We start from the raw sequence: 25,837 nt of genomic DNA on the forward strand, positions 1-25,837 counted from the left end.
AACTATTACATAAATAAGTAGGCTTGTCAGATTTACTCGTGGTAGGTCAGCTTGGCGTCAGGCAGTTGAATACTGTCCAAGAAGCTGACATTCCAGGGAGCAAAGGAGGTGTTCAGACAGACCGCGGCTGCATAGCGTGCTGCAGGCTGATTGCTGTGCACCACCAAACCTTGCAAGATGGGATGGGGGGATTGTACGGTGCATCCGTGATCTGGGTGACCGTCCAAGGATAATTCTTGAGGCTGAATATGAAAACCCGTGCCCGCATGCTTGAGCGCCGCCTCTTTGGCGCACCATAACGCATAGAAGTCCGTATCGCTCTGTAGCCAGCCGCGTTCGGATGGCACGCTGCAATGTTCTACCAGGCCGCGCTTGACCGGCAGGCGCATGGCTTCAATGTCCACACCAATGGTTTGATCGGCAATGCCCACCAGGACACGTTCACCACTATGGGACAGGCTAAAGTGCAGATCTGCATCGTCCATGTCCAGCACCGGCTTGCCTCGGTCAAGATTCTTGATCGGGACAGTTTTGGGCCTGCAGCCTAGCAAGGGTGCCAGAAAGTGGCGCAGGGCACCATGAGCCAGCAGGCTCAAATGCTGGTCGGACTGGCGCTTGCGGCGGGCAATCACCGCCAGTGTGCTGTCGGGAATTCGCTCTTGTAACCAGAGCTCCAGACCCGGTGGCAGGGGAAGGGACAGACTGTACAAATACAGCATGTCAAAGCCCCAGATGGCGTTGCAATAAAGGTGCGTCCTCACGCAGCTCGTCGGCAGGGCCATCAAACACCAGTTGTCCGTTACCCAGCAGCAAGGCGCGATCAGCCAGCTCCAGAGCCAAGCTTAAATTTTGCTCGGCCAGCAAAACGGTGATGCCTTGCTCGGTCAGGGTTTGCAACTGGGGCAGCAAGGTATCTTGAATGGTCATGGGGGCCAAGCCTTCACTGGGTTCGTCCAGCACAATAATGGACGATTGCGTCAGCAAGGCACGGGCCAGCGCCAGCAATTGGCGCTCGCCACCGCTCAAGGCCGAGCAGGAGGATTGGCGGCGCTCGTACAGACGCGGCATTGCTTCGTAAATCCGTTCCAGCGTCCAGCGATCCTCAGGGCGAGGGCGGCGGGCGAGCCCTGCCAGTCGCAGGCTTTCTTGTACGGTCAGCGTTGGGAAACGGCCGCGGCCTTGTGGCACCAGTGCCATGCCAAGCAGGGCGATGCGGTAGGTGGCCATGCCTTCGATATCCTGGCCGTGTACTTCGACCTGGCCTTGCCACTTGGGGCCCATATTGAACAGGCAATGCAGCAAGCTGGTTTTACCGGCACCATTGCGGCCCAGCAGGGCGACGCTTTGTCCGGCCGGAATATCCAGCGAGATGTCTTGCAAAATATTGGCCCGATCATAGCGGGCGTTGAGACCGGAAATGCTTAGTGCGTTTTTCATGCCGTCTCCAAAGCCAGTTCGCCTAAATAAGCTTGTCGCGCACCAGCGTGCTGGCGCACGGCATTGGGTGTGTCACAAGTTAGCAAGACGCCGGATGACAACACAGCAATACGATCGCACTCTTGAAAAACAATATCAATATCGTGGCTGATCAGCAGGACCGCGCATTGGCCGCGCATGGCATGTACCAGCGCCATTACCTCGCGCGATTCGGACTCGGACAGGCCCGCCGTGGGCTCATCCAGAAGGAGCACACGCGGCTGCTGAGCCAAGGCAATCAGCAGATCCAAAATACGTTGCTCGCCATAGGAGAGCGAACCGGCTAGCAGATGGCCGCGACCGGCCAGGGCGCTGTGCTCCAGCAAATCTTGAGCCGCTTGTTGGCTGGCTGCGCGAGCAGCCTTGCGTCCCCACCAGTGGTAGGCGCAATCTTTTTTGATGCGCACGGCCAGTGCCAGATTTTGCAGCAGCGTCAGTTCGGGGAAGATCCGGCTGGTCTGAAAGCTGCGCACCATGCCTTGTTTGGCACGTTCAATGGGGCCCAGACTGCGCAGGTCTTTTCCTTCCAGAAATACCTGTCCGCTGGAGGGCGTGGCCAAACCGCTAATGATATTGAATAGCGTGGTTTTGCCCGCTCCGTTGGGGCCGATCAGGCCCAGCGTTTCCCCGGCGTACAGTTCCAGGCTGACATCGCTCAGGATATCCAGGCCACCTACATGCAGGGCCAGTTCACGGGTGCTGAGTAAAACGCTCATGCAGACCTCTTGCGTCGATCAGCCAGGCCGTTGGGCATGAACAGAACGGTCAGCACAAAGATCAAACCCACCAGCAGTTGCCAGCGATCGGTGTAGGAGCTCAGGTAGGTCTGCGCAAACAAGTAGAAGGCGGCGCCAATGAACGCTCCGCGCCAGGTACGGATGCCACCGATCACACCCATGATGATGAGGGTGGCCGAAAAGCTCCAGTGCACTTGCTGCGGGCTGACGTATTGATTGGCAAAGGGGTACAGGCCACCGGCGGCACCTGCCACGGCACCGGCAATCATGAAGGTATAAAGACGGATGCGCCAGGCTTGATAGCCTAGGGCAGCCATGCGCAAGGGCTGGTCGCGCAGACCCGTCAAGGCCAGCCCGATAGGTGCGCGGCTAAACGAGCGCAGCAGCAGCCAGCACAGTACCGCCAGGACCAGCGCCAGAATCATCAAGGTGTAGGGGGCGCTCAGGGGCAGATCACCCAGGCTCAAGCGTGGAAAGCCGCGCAGTCCGTCCGCGCCACCCGTGACATCACGCCAGCGAAAGGCCACTTCCCAGACAAGCTGGCCAGCGACCAGCGTTGCCACCATGAAAAACAGTTCGGAACTGCGCAGGCTGATCAGAGCCATCAACATGGATAGCAAGGTACCGGCCACAATGCCGACCAGCAGCATCAGCGGCAGGGAGGCCCCCCAATACTGGCTGCTGATAGCAGTGGCATAGGCTGCAAAGCCAAAAACTGCCCCGTGGCCCAAAGAGACCAGACCGCCATAACCAATCAACAGGTTGATGCTGAGAACCGCGCAACCGATGAGCAGGGCTTCGGTACCGAAGCGCCACAAAAACGAGTCGCCCCAGAAATAGCTACTGAGCAGGACCAGGCAAGCCAGAGCGGGCCAAAGTCCAGTGCGTAGCAGGCAGGTGTTGAGCTTGTTCATTTAAACCTGACGCGTAGCAGATTTGCTCAGGCCATTGGGCCAGCAAAGCAGTAAGGCCAGCATGACAGCCAAGGTGGCCGCATTGGCAAAAGCCGGGACCCAGACGCGAGCAAAGGTGGTCACAAAACCCAGAATCAGCGCGCACAGCAAGGTGCCGCGCACCGAGTTCAAACCACCGATGACCACAACCAGCAGGGCCAGCAGCAATATTTCTTCATCCAGACCGGGGTAGACCGACAGCATGCCTGCACCCAGCGCGCCACCCAGACCGGCCAGACCAGCGGCCAGCGCCATGCCCACGGCAAACAGGCGGCGCGAATTCAGCCCCAGGGTTTCAACAATCTGGGCATCTTGCACGCAAGCGCGAATTGCCGCGCCCCACAAGGTGCGGTCCAGCAAGAGCCAGAACAGCAAAGCCAGCGTCAGACCGGTGACGATCAGGAACAGACGGTAGGTGGGGAAGGGCAAGCCCATAATCCACACCCCGCCGCGCAGCACTTGCGGCAGCATGGGCGAGAGCGTGTCGGCACTAAAGCCCCAACGCATCAAGTCCGCCAAAATCACGGACAGGCCGTAGGTCAGCAGCACCTGCATCAAGTGGGTGCGTTGGTAAAACTGGCGAAAGGGAAAGCGGTCCAGCAAGAAACCCATCAGGCCGCACAGGGCAAAGGCGGCGGGAAAGGCCAGCCACCAGGGGGCGCCGGACGCCAGCCACTGCACGCTGATATAGCCGCCCAGCAGGAAAAAGGAGCCGTGCGTCAGGTTGATGAAGTTCATCAGGCTGAGCACTAAAGACAGCCCTAGCCCTGCCAACATCAGCAAGGCTGAGAAGGACAGGGCATTGAGGATTTGAAGCAGGAAATAAGACAAGGTGTGGCTCAAGAACGCGGGCCGGGGTCCTGGATACGCTTGTAGGTATGTACCACGGTGTTAAAGGGGCGGCCTTGTTCGTTTTTCTCAACCCGGTTCACGTAGATATCCAGAATGGACTGGTTATTGCGCGGGTCAAATTCCATGGGGCCAAAGGCAGTGTTGATAGGCTGGTCCAGCAGGGCTTGCTTGAAAGCCGCCTTATTGGACAGCTCGCCTTTGACGGCGTCCAGGCCTGCTTTAATGACTTGGCCGGTAACATAACCGGACGTGCTGGCCTCGCCGGGCAAACGGCCACGGCTGGCTTGGTACGCAGCCACAAAGTCCTGGGCAGCAGCAGCGCCGGGTGATTGATGGAAGGTGCTGACACCACCCAAGGCGGCGTCGCCTACCGTGGCAACCACGTCTTCCTGGTCGAACAGGGCACCGGGGCCTACGATCTGGATCTTGCCGTGCAACTGGTAGTCCTGCATTTGCTGGTGGAAACGCACGGCGTCGGCACCGGCCAGGAAGGTGTACACAAACTTAGGGTTGCTAGCGGCCAGATTCATCAAAATGGGTGCGAAGTCTGGAGTGCCCAGGGGTGTCCAGATGCGCTCGCCCAGTGAGCCGCCTTGTTCCTGATAAGTATTGGCGAAGTCGTCAATGTATTCGCGGCCTGCGGTGTAATCCGAGCCCAAGGTGATGCCACCGGACTTTTCGATGTGTTCGTAGGTCCACAACGCGCCGGTATGGCCCAACATCCAGCTAGTTTTGGTGGGGCGGAATACATAAGGGCTGGCTGCTTCTCGGGCCAGGCCGTTGGCGGCGGCATTGGAAATAAAGGTAGGCAGCTGCGCATCGTGCACGATGTCACGAATGGCCAGGGCGATATTGGCGCTGATTACGCCGCCCAAAATATCGATCTTGTCGCGCTCGATCAGTTTGCGCACTTTACGAATGGCTTCATCCGGTTTGCCGTGGTCGTCCTCAACCAGCAACTGAACCTTGCGACCGCCCATCTCGTAATTGCACTGTTGCAGCATCAGTTCCAGCCCGGCGCGCATGCTCTCGCCCAGCGAGGCAAAAGGGCCAGACAAGGAAGTGAGCAAGGCAATTTTCAGGGGGCCGTCCTGGGCGCGAAGCAGGCGGGGTACGCCAAAAAGCAAAGGGCTGGCCGCAGCGGCCAGCAAGAGCTGGCGACGTCCAGCACGGGAGGGGGAGAGAGTCACGAGATCTTATTTCCGTATGAGAGCCAGGCGTACCTGGCAAGACATCTCAGGCAGGCGGCTGCGCTACTAAATGTTAATCATTATCATTTTAGGAGCTTTCGGCTGGTAAATAAAGGCTCATCACCACCCACTGGTCATTTTAGGGGGTGACTATCAGGGGCAAGCGCCCAGTGGGCGCGGCCAGATGCCCGCCTGAAAGCGACTGTGTGGATGGTTTCGGAGCGGTATCTGAGCCGGTATCAGCAGGCCTCACCGTTGCTATTGGCGCGAATGCGGTTCAAGAACTGGCGCAGCAGATCCAGCTCCTGTGCAGAAAAACCTTGAATGGCTCGGTGATGAATCTCCAGGGCGGCGGGTAAAACGCGCTGAAAATGCTGGCGGCCTTGTTCGTGCAGGTGAATCAGCACGCGGCGCTGGTCCAGAGGGTCAGCCTGACGTGACAGATGTCCGGCGTTCTCCATCACGACCAAAGCGCGGGACAGGGTGGTTTGATCCACATCGGTATATTGAGCCAGGGTGCTGACGCCCAGACCATCGGTCTCGTTCAGAAAAGCCAGCACACGCCAGTGCAGCAAAGTCAGTTCGTGGCTGCGCAGCAAGGTTTGAAAGTCAGCATTTAAGGCCGAAGTGCTGCGGTTGAGCAGATAGGGAATAAACGTATCGTGCCCGGAGTAGGCGTCGGTCAGTGGACGGCTGGCCATAGTAAAGCGGCTTCCTTGATGCAAAAAAAACAGGCTACTCGTTCAGAAAGATTGAGATAGCCTGCGAAATCCCGGTCATCGCTGCAAGTTGGCCGGGCAAGTGGCTGTTCAGGGCCTTAACACGTAAAAAAGGCCTTAGTTCGTATGATCCACTTTGCGTTGCAAAGCGGCAATCGTCAGGTTCAATGCAAAACCCAGCAAACAGATCCAGACCAGGGGCACAAACATGTCGATGGTGCGGTAGCTGCGTGCAGCGGCAGTCAACATATGGCCCAGGCCGTCGGTGGAGGCAATCATCTCGGCCAGAAACACCACCACGCAGGCGATCACTCCCGCGACTCGCACCCCGGCCAGAACGGTAGGGCTGATTGCGGGCAAAATGATTTTCCACAGGCAGGCACTGCGCGATGTTCCAGCGGCGCGTGCCGACCAGATCAGCTTGCGGTCCACCGTTTGCGCGGCGACCCAGCTGGCCATCAGCACAGGGAAAATCGCGTCGGAGACGACCAATGCAATTTTCGATGAGCTTTCAAAACCCATGATCAGGATTAACGCCGGGTACAGCGCGATCTTGGGGATAGGGGCCAGCAGGCGGATCAGAGCATCCAACAGAAAGGAGCTCCAGCGTGTCAGTTGTGCAACGAGCGCCAAGGTGACACCAGCCACACAGGCGATTAACAAACCGCTGATCAGTCGGTACACCGTAATGCCCAGGTTCTGCCAGAAGTCGGCCTGGCCTGCCAGTTCCAGTACCCGCAAAAGGATGGACGACGGGGCTGGCAGCAGTTGCGGGCTGACCCAGCCTGAACGTGTGCACAGTTCCCAGATAATCAGCATGATGGCCGGACTGATGCATAAAGACAGGCCGGACAGATCCCGGCGTTTGGCCGGGCGGGTTTGAGTAGAGCGCATAGCGTGTCCCGGTGAGGCTAGGGTTTTAGTGGTCATAGCGTCATCCTTTGTCCATCAGGCTTTGGGTCGAATCATGCCAGTGGGTGCAACGCTTGCGCACGAACTCAAAGAGCGCATCACAGGCAATGCCCAACACGGCCAGCAGCATGATGACGGCATACACCGTGGAGTACTGCGCCATATCCATAGAGGTGAACAGCAAATTGCCTATGCCTTCCTGGCGGGCAATCATCTCGGAGGACACCATCACAATCAAAGCCATGACCACGCCTACGCGACAACCAATCATCACTTCTGGCAAGGAGGCAGGCAGCACAATCTTGACCAGCCGGCCCACGGGCCCCATTCCCATGGATTGAGCCACCCAGATCAGCTTGGGCTCAATGCGGGTTGCACCGTGATAGCTGTGATAGAGCAGGGGCAAGGACACGCCCAGCGCAATCACCAGGATTTTGGAGAAATCCCCCAGGCCAAACCACAACATCAAAATGGGCATCAGTGCCGCTTTGGGCATGGGGTAGGCCATGGCGACCAAAGGGTAGAAGGCGGTATAGACCAGACGGCTGCGGCCCATGGCCAGACCCAATGGCACAGCCACCAGCAGGGCCAGGGCATAACCGGCAAACATGCGGCCTACCGATTGCAGAATCGCTGACCAGGCCATGGGATCACTGATCAGGGCGGGCAGCTCGCTCATGGCGGCCAGTGGACTGGGGAAGGAATCCAGGTCAATCCAGCGGGCCAGCCCGCCCCACGCCAACAACACCAGGATGGCCGCCATGACCAGCGAGGCCCAGCGATTTTCATACCAGTGCTGAGGGGTCATGGGTGGGCCTCCGCCATCAGGGACTGCTCCAGGCGAATAATTGTTTCCTGGTAGACCGGATTGCGCAGCAGTTCACTGCGAACCCGAGGGCGCGGCAGGTCTATGTCCACAATCTCTTTGATCCGGCCCGGAGAGCCTGTCATGACAATGACGGTATCGGACAAAAACACCGCTTCGTCTACGCCATGCGTTACAAACACCACCGTATTGCGCAACTGCTCCCACAGGCTGAGCAGTTCGGTTTGCAGGGTGACGCGGGTGTGTGCGTCCAGCGCCCCGAAGGGCTCGTCCATCAGCAGAATATCCGGCTCGTAGGCCAGGGTGCGAGCAATGGCGGCGCGCTGACGCATGCCGCCGGACAGTTCACGCGGGTAAAAAGAGGCGTAGGGCCCCAGCTTGACCTTGTCCAGCCATTCGCTGGCGCGCTGTTCTGCCTGATCACGCGCCATGCCTTGTTCACGCATGCCGTAGGCGACGTTTCCCAGGACGGTTTTCCAGGGAAACAAGGCGTATTCCTGAAAGACCGGACCCCGGTCGGGGCCCGGGCCGGTAATGGGTTTGCCTTTGACGCGGATCTCCCCGCTGGAGCAGGATTCAAAGCCGCCCAACATATACAGCAAGGTGCTTTTGCCGCAGCCGCTGGGCCCCAGGATGGACACAAACCGCCCTGCCGGAATGCTCAGGGCGATGTCCTGCAAGGCCGTATGGCTGCGGCCCTGCCGGGTGTTAAAGGTTTTACCGACACCATCCAGTTCTATCATCGTGCTTCCTCCCGCAGGTCAGCCCGATAAAAGTCCTGCACGTTCAAGGCTTGCTTTAAGAAACCGGCCTTGTGATAGCGGTCGTACGTACCCTGGATGGACTCCAGATTGGGCTGCATATCCGGTACGCGGGCAAAGTCCTTGTCGGTAAACAGGTACTGGGACAGCAGATCTTTGGGCGCACGGGTGATCTGGGCGGTGACATCCACGGCCAGCTCAGGCTCTTTGCTGAGCATGCTCATGGCGTTTTTCAGATCCTGCACGTAGGCACGCACCACATCCGGATTCGCGTCGCTATAGGATTTGCTGCAGGCCTCAAAAATCTGCACCGAAGGGCTGGCCACTTCCGACAGGGAGAACAGCTTGCGCAGGCCGCCTTTTTTCTCGTTCAGCAGCGCAAAGGGTTGGGCCATGGGGCCTGCATCAATGCGGCCGCTGCGAATGGCATCAGCGGCAGGCGGGAAGCCGGTTTCAACGATTTTTACGTCTTTTTCCGGGTCAATCCCGTTTTGGCGCAGCCACAGCAGCATGTCAAAGTACACGCCTGCCCCATACGCGTTGGTGCCAATGACCTTGCCTTTCAGATCGGCCGCCGTTTTGATGGGGCTGTCTTCTTTCACGGCCCAATAGACGGAGAAGTGATCATCGTCCGAGTGCACGTGTTGGGCCACGATATAGGCTTCCAGACCACTTTCAATCGCCCCGTTAGCCAGCGACATGGGCGCCATGGTGGAACAGTCCAGCACGCCGGCGCGCATGGCTTGAACCATGGGGGAGGTGCCCTGGAACTGGGTCCATTGGATTTGATATTTCTTGCCCAATTGCGGGAACAGCTCGGGGCGCTTGGCCATCAGATATTTGGCTTCCTCACCCGGAATGGTCCAGCCTACTCGCAAGGTGGGGACTTCCTGAGCTTGGCTCAGACCGTGACAGCTCATCAGGGCAAACAGCAACGCAGCGGTTTTTTTCATTCCTGTGTCTCCTTGGCAAGGTGGTCGGCGCGGGCAGGGGCCAGGCCGATGTGATCGAGCATTCCCAGCACGCGGGCCAGCACATCGCGGCGATACGCCTGTTGCTGGTCGGCCGGGTATTCATGAAAGCCCTGTCCGCTGCGCAGACCATTGCGGCCGCTTTCCATATAGCGGCTGATGATGTCGGGCACGGCATAGCGTGCCGGGTCCAGGTTCTGCGAGAGGTACTGGCCGGCGTGGTACAGAATGTCGTTGCCACCGTAGTCGATGAACTCCAGCACACCAATGCTGGCAAAGCGAAAGCCCAGCCCATAGCGGGTGGCTTTATCGATATCAGCTGCGCTGGCTACGCCTTCTTCCACCATGCGTGCGGCTTCGTTCATGATCAAAGTTTGCAGGCGCGGCACGATAAAGCCGGGGTGGCAGCCGCATACCACAGGCACTTTGCCAATCGATTCCAGATTGCTTTGCAGGCGGCTCAAGGTCTGTTCGCTGGTGCCGGGATGGGCGCTGATTTCCACCAGGGGGATCAGGAAAGCGGGATTAAGCCAGTGCGCGTTCAGAAAACGCTCGGGGTGGCTCAGCATAGGGGCCAGGTCGGAGGCCAGCATGGTGGAGGTGGTAGAGGCAATCAGGGCATCGGGCTGGGCCAGTTCGCCAATGCGTCCCAAGGCGTCGGTCTTGGCTTCCAGGGTTTCGGGCACACCCTCGTAAATCAGGTCTGCCTGTCCCAATACCTGAGCGGCTTCGCTCAAGGGAGCGACGCCGATGCAGCCCAGGTGGGTATCGATTTGCTCGACAGAGAACATGCCCAGGTCGGCCAATTGTTCTAGGGTGGCACGCAGCTCCTGGCGGATCTCGGCTTCCAGGCGGGCGCTATCGGCCGGCTCGCGGGGTTTGAAGTCCAGTAAGGTCACGGTTTGACCGCGCAGCGCATAGGCCAGGGCAATGCCCCGGCCCATGCGACCTGCGCCCACCGCAACGATACGTTTGATCGGGGCGGGCGTGCTCATCAGGCTCTCCCGGCGTGCAGCATCTCTTGCAGTTGCTCGCGGTTCAGCTTGTCCAGACCCAGGCTGGCCAGTGTGCGTTGGCCTTGACGCAGATCCTCACCCACGATGGCACCGGCAATCGCCAGCAAGCCTTTGGTGACCGGGGCATCGACACCGGCCCAATCCGCCACGGAGGCAAAAAAGGCCAGACCCAGCATGGTGTCTTCACGCATGTAGCGGTGTTCGTGCAGGTCAATCTTCTCGCGCCAGTCGCCGCTTTTCACCAGTTTGGAGTGCGAGGAGCGATCGCCATACATCCACTGGTCGTTTTCGTAGTGATCAGACAAGGGGAAATGGGGGGCGCCATAGCCCAGGGCTTCGCGGATGCGCATGCGCTCCTCATCCAGCTGGGTGGTCACGGCGCGTACCGAAGGCTGAGTGCCTTCATTGTGGATATCCCAGGCCGGGAAGTGTTCCAGCGGGCCTGCATTCATCATGATCAAAGGTGGGTGGATGATGGGGCCTGCATTCATCAAGGCACCGGAAAGGGCATCTTCGCAGCGCTCCACGCTAGGGAACACCTTGCTGATCACATCCAGAGCGTGATCGGTATTGCGGGCCGGGTAAACGCCGGTAGGCAGGCGGGTGGCGCGGGTGGTGATGTTGATGACGGTATCGCCATGTTTGCGGGCCAGCCAAGGCAAAGTGCCCGTTTCGGCCCAGCTGACATCTGCCTTGTTGCCGGTGCTGCGCACGATCTCGCTCATGATGAAAGAGCCGAAAGTGCCGGGCGGCAGAAAAACCACTTGGCCGTCAGTCAAATGGGGAGCCATGACGCGGGCAATGTCTTCCTGAGCAATGGCAGGCGATGGAATCAGTACCAGGTCGGCCCCGGCGATGGCTTGTCCAATGTCCGAGCAGACCTGGGCAATCGGGATTTCACGTTCGCCCGCTTCATCTTTCAGGGTCATGACCGGACGGTCCAGCAAGGGCTGAAGCGCAGCAGTATCACGACGCCACAAACGGACCTCGTGACCCTGTTCGCTCAAATCTGCCGCTGCCGCGTAACAACCGTGCCCGCCACCTAATACCGCTACTTTCATGTTGTCTCCAATCTCTTTTTTTGATTTCTATGCACTTGCATATAAATACAGACTAAAAGAAGTTGAGGTCTAAAACAAGAGGATGAAAGGGGGGAGTTACCCTAGGACGGGCACACTTTCAGAGCAGAATAAAGGGAGTGGGAAGCAGAGCTAGGAAATACCCTTAAGCCGCGCCGCTGGCCAGTTCCAGGGCGCGCAAGGTCGCTTGGGCCAGCACATGGCCGTGCCCGGCGCCAGGCAAAATATGCAATTCTGCCTGCATGCCTTGGGCTCGTAGTTGCGCTTGAAGTTTTTGCATGGTGGGCAAGGTGGGCACACCATTTTTGCGACCCTCGGGACCGGCTGCTTGAGCGCTAAGCGGATACCAGGCCTCGGAGGCCCCGGCCAGAATATCGACCTGAACCGGCTTGCCCAAATTGTCCAGCAAGTTCCAGATCAAAGGGTCATGCCACCAAAGCGAAGGGCTGGCACACAGGTAGTGCTGGATAGGCAGGCTTTGCTGGCTGAGTGCGTACAAGACGAACAAGCCCGCGTAGGAGTGGCCATACAGGCTGAGGCGGGAATGAGCCAGGGAGGGCTGGATTTGCTGCGTCAGGGCCAGGGCCATACGCACTTGTTCGATCATGGCGGGGGCGCCGCCTGCCTGCCATTGCGGCACGCGTGGGTCTTCCCACACGGTGCCTTGCGGGCTGGGCGGAGTGTAATCCAGCGCCCGGTATCGGGTGATTTGGTCGCGTTCGCCCTGATAACCCAAGGCCAAAATGGCGCAGTGTTCTAAAGCGGGATGGCCGCTTTCTTCCAGCAAGGGCAAGGTCCACTGCCCATCGAGCAGGCACAGCAAAGGCAGGGGGCCCTGCGAGGGCTCCCTGTCTGGCAGGCGCAGCAGTACGTGATGGGGATGTCCGCCCGCCGGGGGCAGATCCAGAGGAATCAGGCGAGCCATACGGGTTTAGGGCGTGGGCTGGTCTTTCAGATCAATCATGTAGGTGCCTTCCATGGGCACTGTCAGGAAACGCTGATTCACCTCTTCCAAGGTATTCAGGGCAGAAACGCCCTGGAAGCGGTCGGGGTGAATCCAGGTTGCCAAGGCTTCAATGAAGATCATGTGCAAGGGCGAGTCGTTAAAAGCATGCCAGATGCCGTGGCTATTGCCGCTACGTACAGCAGGCAGGGCCTGCAGACGGTTGCCGTCAATAATGGCTTGCAGGCTTTCACGGGCTTGTTCCGGCGTCACGCCTGTACCAATGCGCAGGCCACCGGAGGTGGCGCGTTTGCCCGCGCCTGTGCCAGTGGCTACATAAACCACAGGGGCACGGGAATGGATGTATTCAAAGTTCAGTTTGCCCGTGGAGCTTTTGAGCACGTCAGCCCCGATATTGTGGCCGCCTGCGTAGCTGATCATGTCATTGAACGTACCGGCACCGGGGGAGTTGCAGCAGTCCGTGCTGCCTGCATGGGCGTGTACGAATACCGGGGGATGATCGGTTTTGGGCAAATCAGCCAGTCGTTTGGCCACATCCTGCATGTGTTCTTCGTAAAACTGGATGAATTCGTCGGTGCGCTCTTTCTCACCCACGGCATACCCCAATGCACGCAGGCTGGGCACGGTGTTTTCAAGCGGGTTCACAAAGAAGTCGATAACGATGACGGGCACTTTGGCTGCCGTCAGGCGCTGGATCAGGGCCGAATCACGGGTGTCCTGGCCGGGAGTCAGGCCCGCAAAGGCGGCGGTCAGCACGACTAGATCGGGGCGCAAGGCCAGGGCTTGTTCTACCGAAAAGGTGTCAGCGGTATGACGTCCCACAACGGGGATCTTGGCCAGTTGCGGATAGTGCTTCAGGTAGGTTTCGTATTCGTTGGAAAAGGAGGTCTTGAACTCGTCGGACCAGCCAGCAATCAGGTTGGCAGGCTCGGGGTGCACCAAAGCCAGCACGGGAAAGTGCCGGGCCTGAGTCAGCACGATGCGCTTGGCCGGGGCGGGCAGGGTGACGGTGCGACCCATGGCATCGGTAACTTCAATGGGCTGGGCCTGCACGCCCAAAGGCAAGAGCAGAGACAGCGACAGCAGCAGGTGGCGCAGGATGTTCATGGGTTCTCCAGGGTCACAGCACAGGCTCTTGCAGCCCGTCGATAATAATTTGCAAGGTGCCTTGCGAGCAGCTTTCCACACGGGCTCGCACACCATACGCTTGCGCCAGCGAGGTGGGGGTAATCACCTTGTCAGGTTCCCCTTGAGCCAGCAGCCCACCGCCTTCAATCATCAAGGCATAGTCGCTATGGCGCAGCGCCACATTCAGGTCATGCAAGACGATCAGGGTGATCAGATTATTGTCGTGGGTTTCCTGGGCCAGCAAGTCCATGACGTGGAATTGATAGTTCAAGTCCAGGGCTGACAAGGGTTCGTCCAGCAACAGCAGGGTGGGCTTGCGGATCAAGGCTTGCGCCAGCCCCACCAATTGCTTCTGGCCGCCCGAGAGCTGGTCCAGATAGTGCATGGACAGATGCGCAATGCCCAGGCGCTGCAAGATGTGCATGATGTGATCGTGGTCCACATCGCGAGCATGGCCACCGGGTGCCGAGGCGTTGGCCGCCACCAGCACGGATTCAAACACGCGCAGGTGCACCGAAGCGGGCAGGGACTGGGGCAGATACACCACTTTTTGGGCGCGCTGCTCAAAACTCACACCGCTAAGCTCCTGGCCGTCCAGCAAAATCTTGCCGGTGGTGGGCTTGAGCAGTCCCGCCAGGGACTTGAGCAAGGTGGATTTGCCGCTGCCGTTCGGGCCCAGCAAGGCCACCAACTGACCAGGCTGCAAAGGCTCTATGGTCAGCTTGGACAGAATTTCGCGTTTACCGTAGGACAGGCTGAGATCGTGGACTTCAAGCATGGTTCACTTTATTTGGCGTCGCAGCACAACGCCCAGGAAAAAGGGCACACCCACCAGCGAGGTGACGATGCCAACCGGGATGATGATGCCGGGCACAATGTTTTTCGAGGCAATGGAGGCCAGCGACAGAATCACCCCGCCCACCAGCGCGCTGCCGGGCAAGTAGAAACGGTGGTCTTCACCAAACATGCGGCGGGCAATATGCGGTGCGATCAGGCCTACGAAACCGATGGTGCCCACAAAGGACACGGCCAGTGCGGCCAGCAAGCTGATACGCAGCAAGGACACCAGACGCAAGCGCGATACGTTGATACCGAAGCTGGTGGCCCGGTCTTCGCCCAGGCGCAGTGCAGTGAGCTTCCAGGTATCGCGCAGCGACAGCGGCAAGATCAGGGCAAATACGGCCAGCATGATCCCCACCTTGCCCCAGGAGGAGCGCGACAAGCTGCCCATGGTCCAGAACACCAGGCCTTGCAGGGCCTCGGCGCTGGCAACGAACTGAACCAGCGATACCAGAGCGTTAAACGAGAACACCAGTGCAATGCCAAACAGCACCAGATTGGCGGTACTCATTGCCCCCCAGCGGGCCACGGCGTCCAGCAGCAAGGCGGACATCAAGGCAAAAACAAAGGCGTTGGCAGCAATGGTCCAGGCTTGCGGGACACCGGGAATGGATAAGTCCAGCACAATGGCCAGGGACGCGCCAAAGGCCGCCGCCGAGGATATCCCCAGCGTGAAGGGGCTGGCCAGCGGGTTATTCAAAATGGTCTGCATTTCCGCGCCGGACAGACCCAGCGCCAGGCCAATGGCCATGGCCATCAGGGCATAGGGCAGGCGGATTTCCCAGACGATGACGCGCGTGGTCGGGTCGGACTGTTCCGGGTTGAACAGGGCGTGGCTCAGTTCTGACAAACTCAGGCCTGACGGTCCCAACATGAAGTCGGCCACAATGGAGGCCAAAATCACAAGAACCAGTGCACCTACCAGGAGCCAGCGACGTCTAAGGATGTGTTGATAGTCAGCCAATGCGGGGGCTGAAACAGCAGATGTGGACATTAAGTCTCTGAATGATAACCGTTTACATAGAAAGAAAGTATAGTTCATCGGCTGGTCTTTGGTACTCTTGGCGCGATTCTTTTATGCAGCTTGAACATTTGGATTTTCTTTCCCCTTTGGGCCGACAGTATCGTCTGTCTTTGGCTTGGCCGCAGCTTTCTGCCCCGCATGAGGGCTGGCCATTGCTGTGTGTGCTTGATCTACCGCAATTTGATGCGGTGCTGGCGGCCTGTGAGGATCAGCCCTGTGCCGTGCTGGGCATAGGGTATCCGGGGCAAGTCTGGCGCGATCAGGACTTTACGCCTGCCCTGAACGGCGAGGCTGGCCACGCCGAAGATTTCCTGACTTTGCTGCAAGAGGTGTTCCTGCCCTGGGCCTATGCACAGACGCCCTTGAATGCCCGGCGCCGTTTGCTCTGTGGACACTCTTTGGGCGGCTTGTTGGCACTGCAGCTTTTGTATCAGCAGCCCGAGTCCTTTGATGCCTTGGTGGTGTCCAGCCCCTCGGTGTGGTGGGGAGACGGGTATCTGAAGCGCTTGCTGACCCAGCCCCTGCCTGAAGCGGCATTGCGTATCTCGGTGCAGTTTTCTGTGGGCGAGTACGAGCAAAGTCTGGGACCTGCTGAGCAAGACATGCCTGAAGATAAACGTGAGCTGCGACGCTTGCGTCTGCAGGAGCGCCGCATGGTGGATGGCACCCGTGAACTGGCGCAGGCTTTGGCCGCACAACAAGGCGGCGAGCCACGTTTTCGGATTGTGTCCGGCTGTAATCACGCCCAGTCTGGCTTGACCGCCTTGCCCCAAGGCTGTCTGGACTGGCTGCGTCAACAATAAGTGCGCTCGGGGGCAGCCTGCGACAAGATGGCGGGCGGTTAGGCCAGGTTTACCGAAGATCGGCGCGAGCCTCTTTTTAGTTCAGTCCTACGCTTCCGAGCCTTTCAATGTGGTCCAAATGCAGAGGCTCCCAGAGGTCTGTGCTGATCTTCTGAATGCCGCTTAGCCAGACCCGTATAATGCTGCTCATGCTTGCTTGAACCGGCTTTTCTGCCCTTCTTGTCTCTTTCTCCCGTATTTTCAGGTCCCCGCCCTATGGCTGCGCGTCGCGCCCCGTCTGTTTCTGATTCCTCCGTCCCCTCTCAAGCGGGTTTATTGCTCCGTCCCCAATGGCTGGACTATCCGCGTCTGGAAGGTGTTGCTCGTCAGGTTGCCAAGAAAGCGCGTTTTCAAGACCGGGCTGGAATACGGCGCTTGTGGTTGAAAGCCTGGCGCTTGCCGCAAGAGGCGGCTTTTTTCAATCAAATCATTAGCGCCGAGCTGGGTTTGAAGGATGCCGACCAGCTTCTGAAGGCTCAGAATGTGCCGGAAGTAGTGATCAACACCCTGCGCTTGCTCTATGACATGAGCCAGGAGCAGCTGGACGCAGAGACCTATGCCGCCTTGCGCGAGCAATTGATCGAGCAACGTGGGCAGTTGGCCGGGGCGATTGCGTCGCAATCTTTGCCTTTGAGCGAAAACTGGCCCGAAGACCAGCGTGGCCCCCAGTTGCAAGCCTTGGTTCAGGCGTGGCAATCCTTGCCGCTGGCGCAGACTTATTTGTGGCAATTGCAGGCCGAACAGCGTGACCGCGAACAAAGGGCGCAGCGTTGGGAGCAAGCGCAAAAAGAACGTGAACAAGCGCGTCAAAAAGAACAAACCGACAAACAGCGCAAGTTCGATCAAGCCCAGGAGCGTTTGACGGCCTGGCTGCAAGAGCAGGGCTGCAGCCCGCAGCACATTTCGCTGGAAGCATTTGAAGGCTTGCAAGCGGGTGAGCCTGCCCATTGGTTTATGACTGTGTATGGTCGCAACGCCAGTGCTGCTGTTCTGGCGCAAGAATTCAAGCTGGATGCCGAGCAGCAAGAGCTCTTGCTGCAAGCTCAGGCACAACGCCAGGAGCGAGTGCGCGAGCAGCGTCAGCAGCGCTGGGCTTGGGAGCAGGAATGTATAGGCTCTGAAGAAACCATGGCGTTGCTGGGCATTACCCGCCATGAATATGAGCAATGGTTGGCGGATCGACGTTTGCCCAGTAGCAAGCTGGAATTGCGCGGCGGCACCAATGCCAGCCGTGATCGCGTGGTGCATCATCCGGATTTATTGGCTGCGATTGATCAAGAGCAGATTGAACAATGGCGTGAGCAGCATGCCAGTGGTCTGAACACGCGTGAGCGATCTCAGTATCAGCGCGCAGCAGACCGGGCCCGCACGCAGTGGCGTCAGCAACAAGTGCTGAAGCAGATTCAAAAACAAGAAGAATGTGAATACGAGATAGACCCGGAAGACCCGCAGCGCTTGTGGTGGCATAAGGATTTGTGGCTGGCCGTGAATGTGCCGGTCGCTGGCGAGCGTCAGCATTGGCGTGCCAATGTGCGCATGCAGGCAGCCGTGCCTTTGCCGCGTACGGGCTCGGAACTGGATCGCTTGCCCGCACGGGTTGCGGTGCTGTTCAACGTAGCCGCCCAGAATCGTTTGTCCCAACGTCTGGAAGATGCGCTGGATGCTTTCTTGCAGACTCAACGCCCCTTGATCGATGGCTCGTCCTTTCTGGAACTGGCCAAGGCGCTGCGCATGGCGCTGGAAGAGGGCATAGAACAAAAAGAAATCGAGGCGGGTGATTTTGAGTCTCGCCTGCTTAGTGGGCCGGTACGCCGCATTCTGGAAACGGTTGAACAGCAGCGTGCACAGGATTTGCTGCGCCTGGGCGACTTTCCGCAAATGTTCAGCCTGGCTCGCGGCATACGTCGTCATCTGGTGTTCCGTTTGGGGCCGACCAACTCAGGCAAGACACACGAAGCCCTGGAAGCCTTGATGGAAGCGCGTTCAGGCGTGTATCTGGCCCCTTTGCGCTTGCTGGCCATGGAAGTGCGCGACCGCCTGATGAATGCCGGCATTCCCTGCAATCTGGTCACCGGCGAGGAACGCGTCATGGTGCCCGGTGCGCAGCATACCGCCTGCACGGTCGAGATGATGGACCCCACCATGGAAGTGCGGGTGGCGGTGCTGGACGAAATCCAGATGCTGCAAGACGAGCAACGGGGCTGGGCCTGGACGGCGGCTCTGGTTGGTGTGCCTGCCCGTACCTTGTTTGTGTGTGGCGATGCCTCGGTGCTGCGCCCTTGCGAGCGCTTGCTGCGCTCCATGGAAGAAACCATGGAGCTGGAATTTACCGAGCGCAAAACGCCTCTGGAAGTCATGCCCTACCCGGTGGAGCCGCCGCGCGCCACCGGCAAGCAACAGCGCGACCCGCCATGGCGTGGACGTAAAGATCGTCAGCGTGAAGCGCAGGGAGTGGCCAAAGGTGATGCCGTAGTGGCCTTTACCCGCAAAGACGTGTTGACCTTGAGCGCTCGTTATCGTGCTCAGGGCTGGAAAGTAGCCACCATTTACGGTGCCTTGGCACCCGAGGTGCGACGCACAGAATCCGAGCGTTTTTCCCAGGGTGAGGCCGACATCTTGGTGGCTACGGACGCCATCGGCATGGGTTTGAACCTGCCGATTCGCCGCGTGCTGTTTTCCACCGTGCATAAATTTGATGGTCGTTCCATGCGTGCCCTGAACTCTACCGAGGTGCGCCAGATTGGTGGACGGGCTGGCCGCTATGGCTTGTACCCCAAAGGCTATGTGGGTGCGATGGACAAGCAGGATCTGAACCATGTGCGCACTCAGCTGCAAGGGGAGACGGCCAGTGTGGATTTGCGCCTGCCTATTGCCCCCAGTCCGGATCACATCCAGGCTTTGGCGTCGCTCTTGGACAACAACAATATCGGTGCGGTGTTGCAGTACTTTGCGCAGAAAGTGGCCTCCGACAGCCCCTTGTTCCAAACCGCAGGGTTAAAAGACGCGATTGAGCTGGGCTTTTGTGTGGACCGCCTGGCTCCTCGTCTGGAATTGCGCGAAAAGTTCACCTTTGCCTGCGCCCCCGTGTCTGTGGATAAAGACACAGAGCTGGATTACTTCAAGCGCTGCCTGTCGGCCTATGTGGCGCAGCGGCCTATGGCTTTGCCACCGGCACCGTCCTGGTTGAAGTCCGCCAGCCCGTCGCGCCTGGAAGATGCAGAACTGCTCAGCAAACAGATCAGCCTGTACGCCTGGTTCAGCATGAAGTTCCCGCAAGTGTTTGATCAAGGCCCGTGGCTGCCGGAGCTGCGCTCCGAGGTCAGCCGCTTTATTGAACGCAGCCTCTTGCATCAAAGCGGTTTTGCGCAGACCAGCCGCGAAGCTTTTGGGACACCTTCTCCAGGGCGGCGCTAACCCCGTCAGGGCAAGTAGAATCAGCAGAGAACCGGGCCTGAATACCGTGGCCCGGTCTCGACCCTGGCTATATCGCTTGATACACTAGTGCCCGTATATAACTGATCCGTACGGTCAGATTCAGGGGTACCATGCCCCTTTTCTTGCGCTGTTTTCTGGCGCCCTCCCTGTTTTCCAAAGCAATTTATGAATTACCGCAAGCTGACCTTGGTGTTGGCGGCGCTGGCCATGCTGGGGCCCTTTGCCACAGATGCCTATCTGCCGTCATTTCACCGCATTGGTGACGAATTTTCCGTTGACCAGTCAATGGTTCAACAGACTTTAAGTCTGTACTTGTTTGGCTTTGCCTTCATGAGCCTGTTTTGGGGCACGCTGTCTGACAGCTTCGGACGTCGTCCCGTCATCCTTGCCTCGCTGATCCTGTTTTTGATTGGCTCCATCGGTTCAGCCTTGGCTCCCAGTTTTTCCTGGCTCTTGTTTTTCCGCATGCTGCAAGGCTGTTCGGCCGGAGCGGGGCGCGTTGTGGGGCAGGCACTGGCTCGGGACTGTGTGCAAGGCGTGGCCGCTCAACGGCTGTTCGCGCATATCACCATGGTGTTCAGTCTGGCACCGGCCATTGCGCCGGTCGTGGGCGGATATTTGAGTAGTCACGCTGGCTGGCGTTCGGTGTTCTGGATGCTGACACTGCTTAGTATTGCTCTGATTGCGCTCTGTTGGCGGCAGTTGCCCGAGACCTTGCCGGTGGCCTCGCGCCAGCCCATGAAGCCCATGGTGATTCTGGCCAACTACGGCCGCGCGCTGCGTAATGGCCGCTTCGTGCTGGCGATTTCTGCCGTGGCCTGTGCGTTTTCGGGTTTCGCTTTGTATATCTCGTCGGCGGCCAGCTTTGTCATTGGCGTGTTGGGCCTGACGGAAACGGCCTTTGCGTGGCTGTTCCTGCCCTTTATTGGCGGTTTGCTGGGTGGTTCCATCGTGAATGCCCGCTTTGCCGAGAAGCTGGCCCCCGCCCGCATGATTCGGCTGGGCTTGACCATCATGTTGACCGGGGCGGCGATCAACACCTTGTACAACCTGCTGTTTCAGGCCCAAGTGCCTTGGGCGGTCATGCCTATCTTTGTCTACGCCTTTGGCATGTCGATGGCTTTGCCTGGTATGACGGTGGTGACATTGGGCACCTTCCCGACCATGCGCGGGCTGGCCTCCTCAGTTCAAAGTGCCTGGCAGATGCTTTTGTTTGCCACTGTGTCGGGAGTCGTGGCGCCGCTGCTGTTTGATAGCGGCTTGCTGCTGGCTTTGGGCATGTTGTGCGCCGCTTCCTTATCAGCCGGTTTCTGGTGGTGCTGCCAGTACCGCTGCCCAGCTCCTTAAAGCTAAGTCCTCAAGAACGTGTGCTGGCTTGATCCTTTGGGCTGGCACTCGTGCTGGGATCGCTGTTTTGGGCCATGTGTCGGGGGCTCTGATCCGCAGTGGCGTGCTTGTCTGTGGCCTCAGTGTCTGCAACTGGCCCCGAAGGCGTGAACCACTGCACCAGACCCATACCCATCAAAATCAGCAAGACACCTGCGATGCGCCCCATATGTACCGGGCGCGGGGTCAGTCCCATCAGGCCATAGTGGTCAATCAGCATGGAGCTGAGCATTTGGCCCGCCACCACACAAACGATAAAACTGGCTGCTCCCATACGCGGAGTCAGAATCAGGGCAGCACTGATATAAATCACCCCTCCTATACCGCCGGTCCATACCCACCAGGGTGCGTTCGCCAGTTGCGCAGTCAGGGGAGCCGGTGCGCGCATCAACCATAAGGTCGGTACGACCAGTGCCGCACTGATGCACAGTGAAACCAGAGTCGCCCACAGCGGATGGCCCAGGACCTTACCTAGAACGGCATTGCTGGCCGCCTGAAAAGGCACGGCAGATCCGGCAACAAGCGCTATCAACATACTGAATAAAGCGGTACTGGGCATTAGTGGCACTCCTTAAGAATCAATGCTCTATAGTGCACTATTCGTTATTCTTATTGAAATTAATAGTATGCACACTCAATATTCGTTATATGGATGAACTTCGACGCATCGATTTGAACCTGCTGCTGAGCCTGCATGCTTTGCTGACTGAGCAACATGTGACGCGTGCCGCGCGTCGGCTGCATAAAAGCCAGCCAGCGGTCAGCCATGCCTTGGCGCATTTACGGGAAATATTTAACGATCCCTTATTGATTCGGCGCGGTTCACGGCTGGAACCGACGGCCTTGGCCCTGCAATTGCAGCGGCCTTTGGAACACGCCTTGCTGCAACTGAATGGCTTGCTGGATGCCGGTGGCTTTGACCCGGCCAGCGAGCAGCGGGAATTCCGTGTCGCCATGTCCGATTACGGTGCGCACATCGTCCTGCCGCGCTTGATGCGCATATTGCGTCGGGATGCGCCTGGTATTCGTCTGGCGGTCAGTCAGGCCAGCCGGGAAGCGATGTTGATGCAGCTGGAAGATGGCGAAATTGATTTAGCTCTGGGGGTGTTTTCTGAAATCCATCCCGGCCTGCAGGCGCAGACCTTATTTGAAGAGCATCTAATTTGCATTGCCGACGCGGCCAGTGTGGGGGAAGCGGGCAGCCTGACGCTGGATGATTGGTTGCAGCGGCCCCACGTTTTGGTCTCCATGCGCCCCGGAGGGGAAAGCGAAGTGGATAATGTGCTCAGCCGCCAGGGGCTGCGACGTCAGATCATGCTGTCACTGCCCCATTGGAGTGCGGCGGCCCAGGTACTGACGGGCACAGATTTGGTCTTGACGGTATCCAGCCGTATTGCCGGGCCTTTGCGTGACAGCGCCAAGCTGGTGTTTTTCCAGCCGCCCCTACCTATCCCCACCGTACTTTTTCAACAGGTTTGGCATAGCCGTCGGCATGCCGACCCGGCCCACGTCTGGCTGCGCCAGCAATTAATGCGCAGTTGTGAGGATTAGCCGCTGATGCTTATTACAGGCAGTAGCTTGACGATAGGGCCTGGAGTTTCCGACAATTTACGTTTGCCGTTGAATTCTCTCTTTGTAGCGTTTAAACGAAGGAATAAAACGATTTGAGCTGCCCTAAGCAGCCCGTGTGTAGTGCTTTATAGATTGATTGTTGATGAACCCTGCTAATGCCTTGAATTTGGATGAAGACACCTTGCACAAGGAGGCACGAGCCTGGGTCAGCCGCCTGAAAACGTCCTCGCTGACCTCTCGTCAGGCCCGGGAACTGCGCCGCTGGTGTGGTCGCAGCTCGTCCCACGCATCCGCTTTCGCGCAAGCGCGTGAAATGTGGGATGCCATGCCCCAAAACCGTGAAGATTGGCTGCGCGAAGCCAAGTTGACCCGGCCACGCGGCCACCAGCCCCTGCGGCGCGCCCTGCTGGGCGGCCTGTTGCTGGGCGGCGGCCTTTATCTGGTGGTCAAGCCGCCGCTGCAGTTGTGGCCTTCGCTGGCGGATTTGCGTGCCGACTATCGCACCGGCGCGGGTGAACAACGACGTGTGCAATTGCTGGATCAGGTGTGGCTGGACATGAATACCCGCAGCCGCCTGAATGTCAGCGACGACCCGCATGTGGGCCGTGTGGTGGCCTTGCTGGACGGGGAAATTGAAGTGCGCCAGTCCGAGCGCTCTGCCAAGGTGTGCACCGTATTTGCTGGCGGGGGGGCGATTCAGACCTTTAATGGTCGCACCAACATCCGCTATCTGGACGGGAAAACCGAGGTGACCTGTCTGTCCGGTAGTGCTCAAGTGGATTTTGCCGGGCAAGGGTACAGGCTGGGGGCGGGTGAGCAACTGGTGTATGGACGCCATGCCATCAGTTCAGTGCAGACGGTATCGGCCGATAATTTGCCTAGCTGGCGTCAAGGCAATCTGGTGTTTCATGAACAGCCGCTAGCGCAGGTTCTGGCCGAGCTGAATCGTTACTGGGCTGGCCATTTGATTTTGAGAGATGCCACATTGGGGCATCTATTGGTGAACTTTGCCGTCAACCTGGATCGCTTGCCTGAAGCGCTGGATACCTTGCAGGAGCTGTACGGACTGAGCATCATGCGATTCCCCGGCGGGATTGTGTTGCTAAGCCGCGCTTAAGCTGAGTGCGAAGGGCTGAACTTCAGACCTTCGCACCCTTTATCCTGCTTTACTCCTGAGTCTCTTGTGGCTCATTCAAGCGGCTGACATGCACGGTAGCAATGCGGCGCTGGCTGACTTCCGTGACTTTGAAGCGCAGGCCATCGGCCTCCACCACGGTGCCAATCGTTGGCAAAGAGTCCAGACGTTCCAGCAAAAAGCCCGCCACGGAATTAAAGCTGCTGTCCTTCAAGAGCAGGTCGTCCGCTTCCACGGCCTGGGCCAGCAGCAATAAGTCGATACCGCCGTCCACTTGCCACAGATTGGGGCCAATTTGCTGAATAGCGGGTTGTTCGTCCTCGTCGGGGAACTCGCCAGCAATGGCTTCCAAAATGTCGATGGGGGTCAGCAAGCCTTCAATCGCCCCATATTCGTCAGTAACCAGGACAAACTGCCCGTTGGACTGCTTCAACATGGCAATGGCGCTGAGCACATCCGTGTGTTCATGCACGATGATGGGCTCGCGCAAGTCTGGCCACAGTTTCACTTGCGGGTAATCGTCCAGATCGGCCAGCAAGTCTTTGGCACGGGCCACACCCACCACCTGATCCAAGTCGCCCTGACACACGGGCAAGAAGCTGTGCGGGGTAGAGCGCAATTGCTGGCGCAAGGTGTCGGTGGAGTCTTCGATATTGAGCCAGGTAATTTCTTGACGGGGCGTCATCAAAGAGCGGATAGGGCGCTCGGCCAGGCTAAGCACCCCGCTGACCATATTGCGCTCCTCGGTACGGAAAGCCTGTTCGTCCAGTTCTGGCTGGCCGTCATTTTGGCTGTCGTCCTTGTCTTCACCTTTACGGTTGCCCAGCATGCGCAGCACGGCCTCTGCCGTGCGGTCACGCAAGGGCCGGCGCGACTCGGAGCGCAGCAGGCTGCGGCGAGCGATCTGGTTGAAGAACTCAATCAGGATGGAAAAACCAATGGCGGCGTACAGATAGCCTTTGGGGATCTTGAAGCCCAGGCCTTCGGCGGTCAGCGTCAGACCAATCATCAGCAAGAAGCTCAAACACAGCACAACCACGGTGGGGTGGTTGTTCACAAAGCTGGTCAGTGGTTTGGAAGCCCAGATCATCAAGGCAATCGAGATGATGACGGCAGCCATCATGACGGGCAGCTCTTCCACCATACCCACGGCAGTGATCACTGCATCCAGCGAGAACACGGCGTCCAGCACCACAATTTGCGCAACGACGACACCAAAGCTGGCGTAGGCCTTGTTGGCGCTGGAGTGGTGGCCGCTACCTTCCAGGCGTTCGTGCAATTCGCTGGTGGCTTTGAACAGCAAAAACAAACCACCCAGAAGCAGAATCAGATCGCGGCCGGAAAAACTGAGTGGTCCTATTGAAAACAGCGGGGCGGTCAGGGTAACCAGCCAGGAGACCACGCTTAGCAAGCCCAGACGCATAATGAGCGCCAGCGACAGGCCAATCAAACGGGCGCGGTCGCGCTGATGGGGCGGCAGCTTGTCCGCCAGGATGGCGATGAAGATCAGGTTGTCGATGCCGAGAACAATCTCCAGCACCACAAGAGTTAATAAACCGACCCAGATGCCGGGATCGAGTAGCCATTCCATGATGTTGTCCTGTTAGACAGAATAATTAGTGCAAAAAAGCGGGAGCAGGGCGCCGGGGCGCGTCAGAGGATCAGACGCGCGGCGGGCGGTGCTCCGGAGCAAACTCGCAGCAAATAGCAGGCAAGGAATAAGGCGGGCAAGCCGCAGGCCAGGCATGCAGCCAGAAAGACTGTACCGGGCAGGGCAAAGGCGTATCCGCGTGATCAGCGTACAGTTGCATCGGCGTTTGCGCCAAAACGGCGCGAAGCTGCTGCAAAGGATGAGGTCCGGGGGTAAGGCTGCGCTCAACAGGCTCCGCACTGGATTCGTGCTGGACGAACAATGCGTTTTGACCACCCTGCACGGTTGCGTGGTAGTGGGAGCTATAAGCCTGCAGAGGGAGGATAAGAAGTAAGACGACGACGAACCAACGTCTCATGGTGTCTTCA

Annotated in this window: 25 protein-coding genes; 5 read left to right on the top strand and 20 right to left on the bottom strand. The window is 58.6% G+C overall.

The annotated features are described in order from the left end of the window. Positions 1–32: 32 nt before the first annotated feature. From AC1RSM_RS08765 to AC1RSM_RS08845, 17 genes are all read right to left on the bottom strand, one after another. Positions 33–719: a 4'-phosphopantetheinyl transferase family protein gene (locus tag AC1RSM_RS08765; RefSeq protein WP_492931585.1), complete on the bottom strand. Its 687-nt coding sequence runs from the start codon at positions 717–719 to the stop codon at positions 33–35. Position 720: 1 nt separating this feature from the next. Then, complete coding sequence (locus AC1RSM_RS08770) at positions 721–1,437, bottom strand: ABC transporter ATP-binding protein (protein WP_492931587.1); 717 nt, start codon at positions 1,435–1,437, stop codon at positions 721–723. Further along, complete coding sequence (locus tag AC1RSM_RS08775) at positions 1,434–2,192, bottom strand: ABC transporter ATP-binding protein (protein ID WP_492931589.1); 759 nt, start codon at positions 2,190–2,192, stop codon at positions 1,434–1,436. Before AC1RSM_RS08775 ends, AC1RSM_RS08770 begins: the two co-directional genes overlap by 4 nt. Next, positions 2,189–3,127 carry a branched-chain amino acid ABC transporter permease gene (locus tag AC1RSM_RS08780; protein WP_492931591.1) on the bottom strand — a complete coding sequence of 313 codons (939 nt, stop codon included), beginning with the start codon at positions 3,125–3,127 and terminating at the stop codon, positions 2,189–2,191. Before AC1RSM_RS08780 ends, AC1RSM_RS08775 begins: the two co-directional genes overlap by 4 nt. Beyond that, positions 3,128–4,009 (bottom strand): branched-chain amino acid ABC transporter permease, encoded by an 882-nt coding sequence (locus AC1RSM_RS08785; RefSeq protein ID WP_492931593.1) that lies wholly within the window; start codon positions 4,007–4,009, stop codon positions 3,128–3,130. Continuing rightward, positions 4,006–5,208 carry an ABC transporter substrate-binding protein gene (locus AC1RSM_RS08790; protein ID WP_492931595.1) on the bottom strand — a complete coding sequence of 401 codons (1,203 nt, stop codon included), beginning with the start codon at positions 5,206–5,208 and terminating at the stop codon, positions 4,006–4,008. The genes AC1RSM_RS08785 and AC1RSM_RS08790 overlap by 4 nt, the downstream gene beginning before the upstream one ends. Positions 5,209–5,447: 239 nt before the next feature. Continuing rightward, positions 5,448–5,909, bottom strand: a complete 462-nt coding sequence (locus AC1RSM_RS08795) for a MarR family winged helix-turn-helix transcriptional regulator (RefSeq protein WP_492931597.1) — start codon at positions 5,907–5,909, stop codon at positions 5,448–5,450. Positions 5,910–6,044: 135 nt separating this feature from the next. After that, a complete protein-coding gene (locus tag AC1RSM_RS08800; protein WP_492931599.1) occupies positions 6,045–6,857 on the bottom strand; it encodes an ABC transporter permease in 813 nt (270 codons plus the stop codon). A 4-nt stretch (positions 6,858–6,861) separates the two neighbouring features. Further along, positions 6,862–7,647 carry an ABC transporter permease gene (locus AC1RSM_RS08805; protein WP_492931601.1) on the bottom strand — a complete coding sequence of 262 codons (786 nt, stop codon included), beginning with the start codon at positions 7,645–7,647 and terminating at the stop codon, positions 6,862–6,864. Next, positions 7,644–8,408, bottom strand: a complete 765-nt coding sequence (locus AC1RSM_RS08810; protein ID WP_492931603.1) for an ABC transporter ATP-binding protein — start codon at positions 8,406–8,408, stop codon at positions 7,644–7,646. The genes AC1RSM_RS08805 and AC1RSM_RS08810 overlap by 4 nt, the downstream gene beginning before the upstream one ends. Next, positions 8,405–9,379, bottom strand: a complete 975-nt coding sequence (locus AC1RSM_RS08815) for an ABC transporter substrate-binding protein (RefSeq protein WP_492931605.1) — start codon at positions 9,377–9,379, stop codon at positions 8,405–8,407. Before AC1RSM_RS08815 ends, AC1RSM_RS08810 begins: the two co-directional genes overlap by 4 nt. Next, entirely contained in the window at positions 9,376–10,392 is a 1,017-nt protein-coding gene (locus AC1RSM_RS08820; RefSeq protein ID WP_492931607.1) for a 3-hydroxybutyryl-CoA dehydrogenase, read from the bottom strand. The genes AC1RSM_RS08815 and AC1RSM_RS08820 overlap by 4 nt, the downstream gene beginning before the upstream one ends. Next, the gene (locus AC1RSM_RS08825; RefSeq protein ID WP_492931609.1) at positions 10,392–11,474 is read right to left on the bottom strand and encodes an NAD/NADP octopine/nopaline dehydrogenase family protein; all 1,083 of its coding nucleotides are present in this window, start codon (positions 11,472–11,474) and stop codon (positions 10,392–10,394) included. The genes AC1RSM_RS08820 and AC1RSM_RS08825 overlap by 1 nt, the downstream gene beginning before the upstream one ends. Positions 11,475–11,637: 163 nt before the next feature. Further along, entirely contained in the window at positions 11,638–12,417 is a 780-nt protein-coding gene (locus AC1RSM_RS08830) for an alpha/beta hydrolase (protein ID WP_492931611.1), read from the bottom strand. Positions 12,418–12,423: 6 nt separating this feature from the next. Next, a complete protein-coding gene (locus tag AC1RSM_RS08835) occupies positions 12,424–13,563 on the bottom strand; it encodes an ABC transporter substrate-binding protein (protein WP_492931613.1) in 1,140 nt (379 codons plus the stop codon). Positions 13,564–13,576: 13 nt separating this feature from the next. Next, on the bottom strand, positions 13,577–14,362 hold the full coding sequence (locus AC1RSM_RS08840; RefSeq protein WP_492931615.1) for an ABC transporter ATP-binding protein: 786 nt from the start codon (positions 14,360–14,362) through the stop codon (positions 13,577–13,579). 3 nt (positions 14,363–14,365) lie between these two features. Then, entirely contained in the window at positions 14,366–15,418 is a 1,053-nt protein-coding gene (locus AC1RSM_RS08845; RefSeq protein WP_492931617.1) for a FecCD family ABC transporter permease, read from the bottom strand. Positions 15,419–15,501: 83 nt separating this feature from the next. Between AC1RSM_RS08845 and AC1RSM_RS08850 the strand changes: the two genes are divergently transcribed. From AC1RSM_RS08850 to AC1RSM_RS08860, 3 genes are all read left to right on the top strand, one after another. Continuing rightward, a complete protein-coding gene (locus tag AC1RSM_RS08850; RefSeq protein WP_492931619.1) occupies positions 15,502–16,251 on the top strand; it encodes an alpha/beta hydrolase in 750 nt (249 codons plus the stop codon). A 255-nt stretch (positions 16,252–16,506) separates the two neighbouring features. Next, positions 16,507–19,704 carry a helicase-related protein gene (locus AC1RSM_RS08855; RefSeq protein WP_492931621.1) on the top strand — a complete coding sequence of 1,066 codons (3,198 nt, stop codon included), beginning with the start codon at positions 16,507–16,509 and terminating at the stop codon, positions 19,702–19,704. 186 nt (positions 19,705–19,890) lie between these two features. Then, complete coding sequence (locus tag AC1RSM_RS08860; RefSeq protein WP_492931623.1) at positions 19,891–21,072, top strand: multidrug effflux MFS transporter; 1,182 nt, start codon at positions 19,891–19,893, stop codon at positions 21,070–21,072. A gap of 10 nt (positions 21,073–21,082) precedes the next feature. Here AC1RSM_RS08860 and AC1RSM_RS08865 read toward each other — a convergent pair whose 3' ends face one another. Continuing rightward, a complete protein-coding gene (locus tag AC1RSM_RS08865) occupies positions 21,083–21,670 on the bottom strand; it encodes a DMT family transporter (protein WP_492931625.1) in 588 nt (195 codons plus the stop codon). 89 nt (positions 21,671–21,759) lie between these two features. Here AC1RSM_RS08865 and AC1RSM_RS08870 point away from each other — a divergent pair, with 89 nt between their 5' ends. Further along, on the top strand, positions 21,760–22,662 hold the full coding sequence (locus tag AC1RSM_RS08870) for a LysR family transcriptional regulator (RefSeq protein WP_492931627.1): 903 nt from the start codon (positions 21,760–21,762) through the stop codon (positions 22,660–22,662). 163 nt (positions 22,663–22,825) lie between these two features. After that, a complete protein-coding gene (locus AC1RSM_RS08875; protein WP_492931629.1) occupies positions 22,826–23,800 on the top strand; it encodes a FecR family protein in 975 nt (324 codons plus the stop codon). Between the two features lie 49 nt (positions 23,801–23,849). On the opposite strand, the gene AC1RSM_RS08880 is transcribed toward AC1RSM_RS08875, so the two are convergent. Beyond that, entirely contained in the window at positions 23,850–25,409 is a 1,560-nt protein-coding gene (locus tag AC1RSM_RS08880) for a TerC family protein (protein ID WP_492931631.1), read from the bottom strand. A 70-nt stretch (positions 25,410–25,479) separates the two neighbouring features. Further along, on the bottom strand, positions 25,480–25,827 hold the full coding sequence (locus AC1RSM_RS08885; RefSeq protein ID WP_492931633.1) for a hypothetical protein: 348 nt from the start codon (positions 25,825–25,827) through the stop codon (positions 25,480–25,482). Positions 25,828–25,837: the final 10 nt, after the last annotated feature.

The organism is Alcaligenes sp. GW821-FHT11D07 (assembly GCF_058808495.1).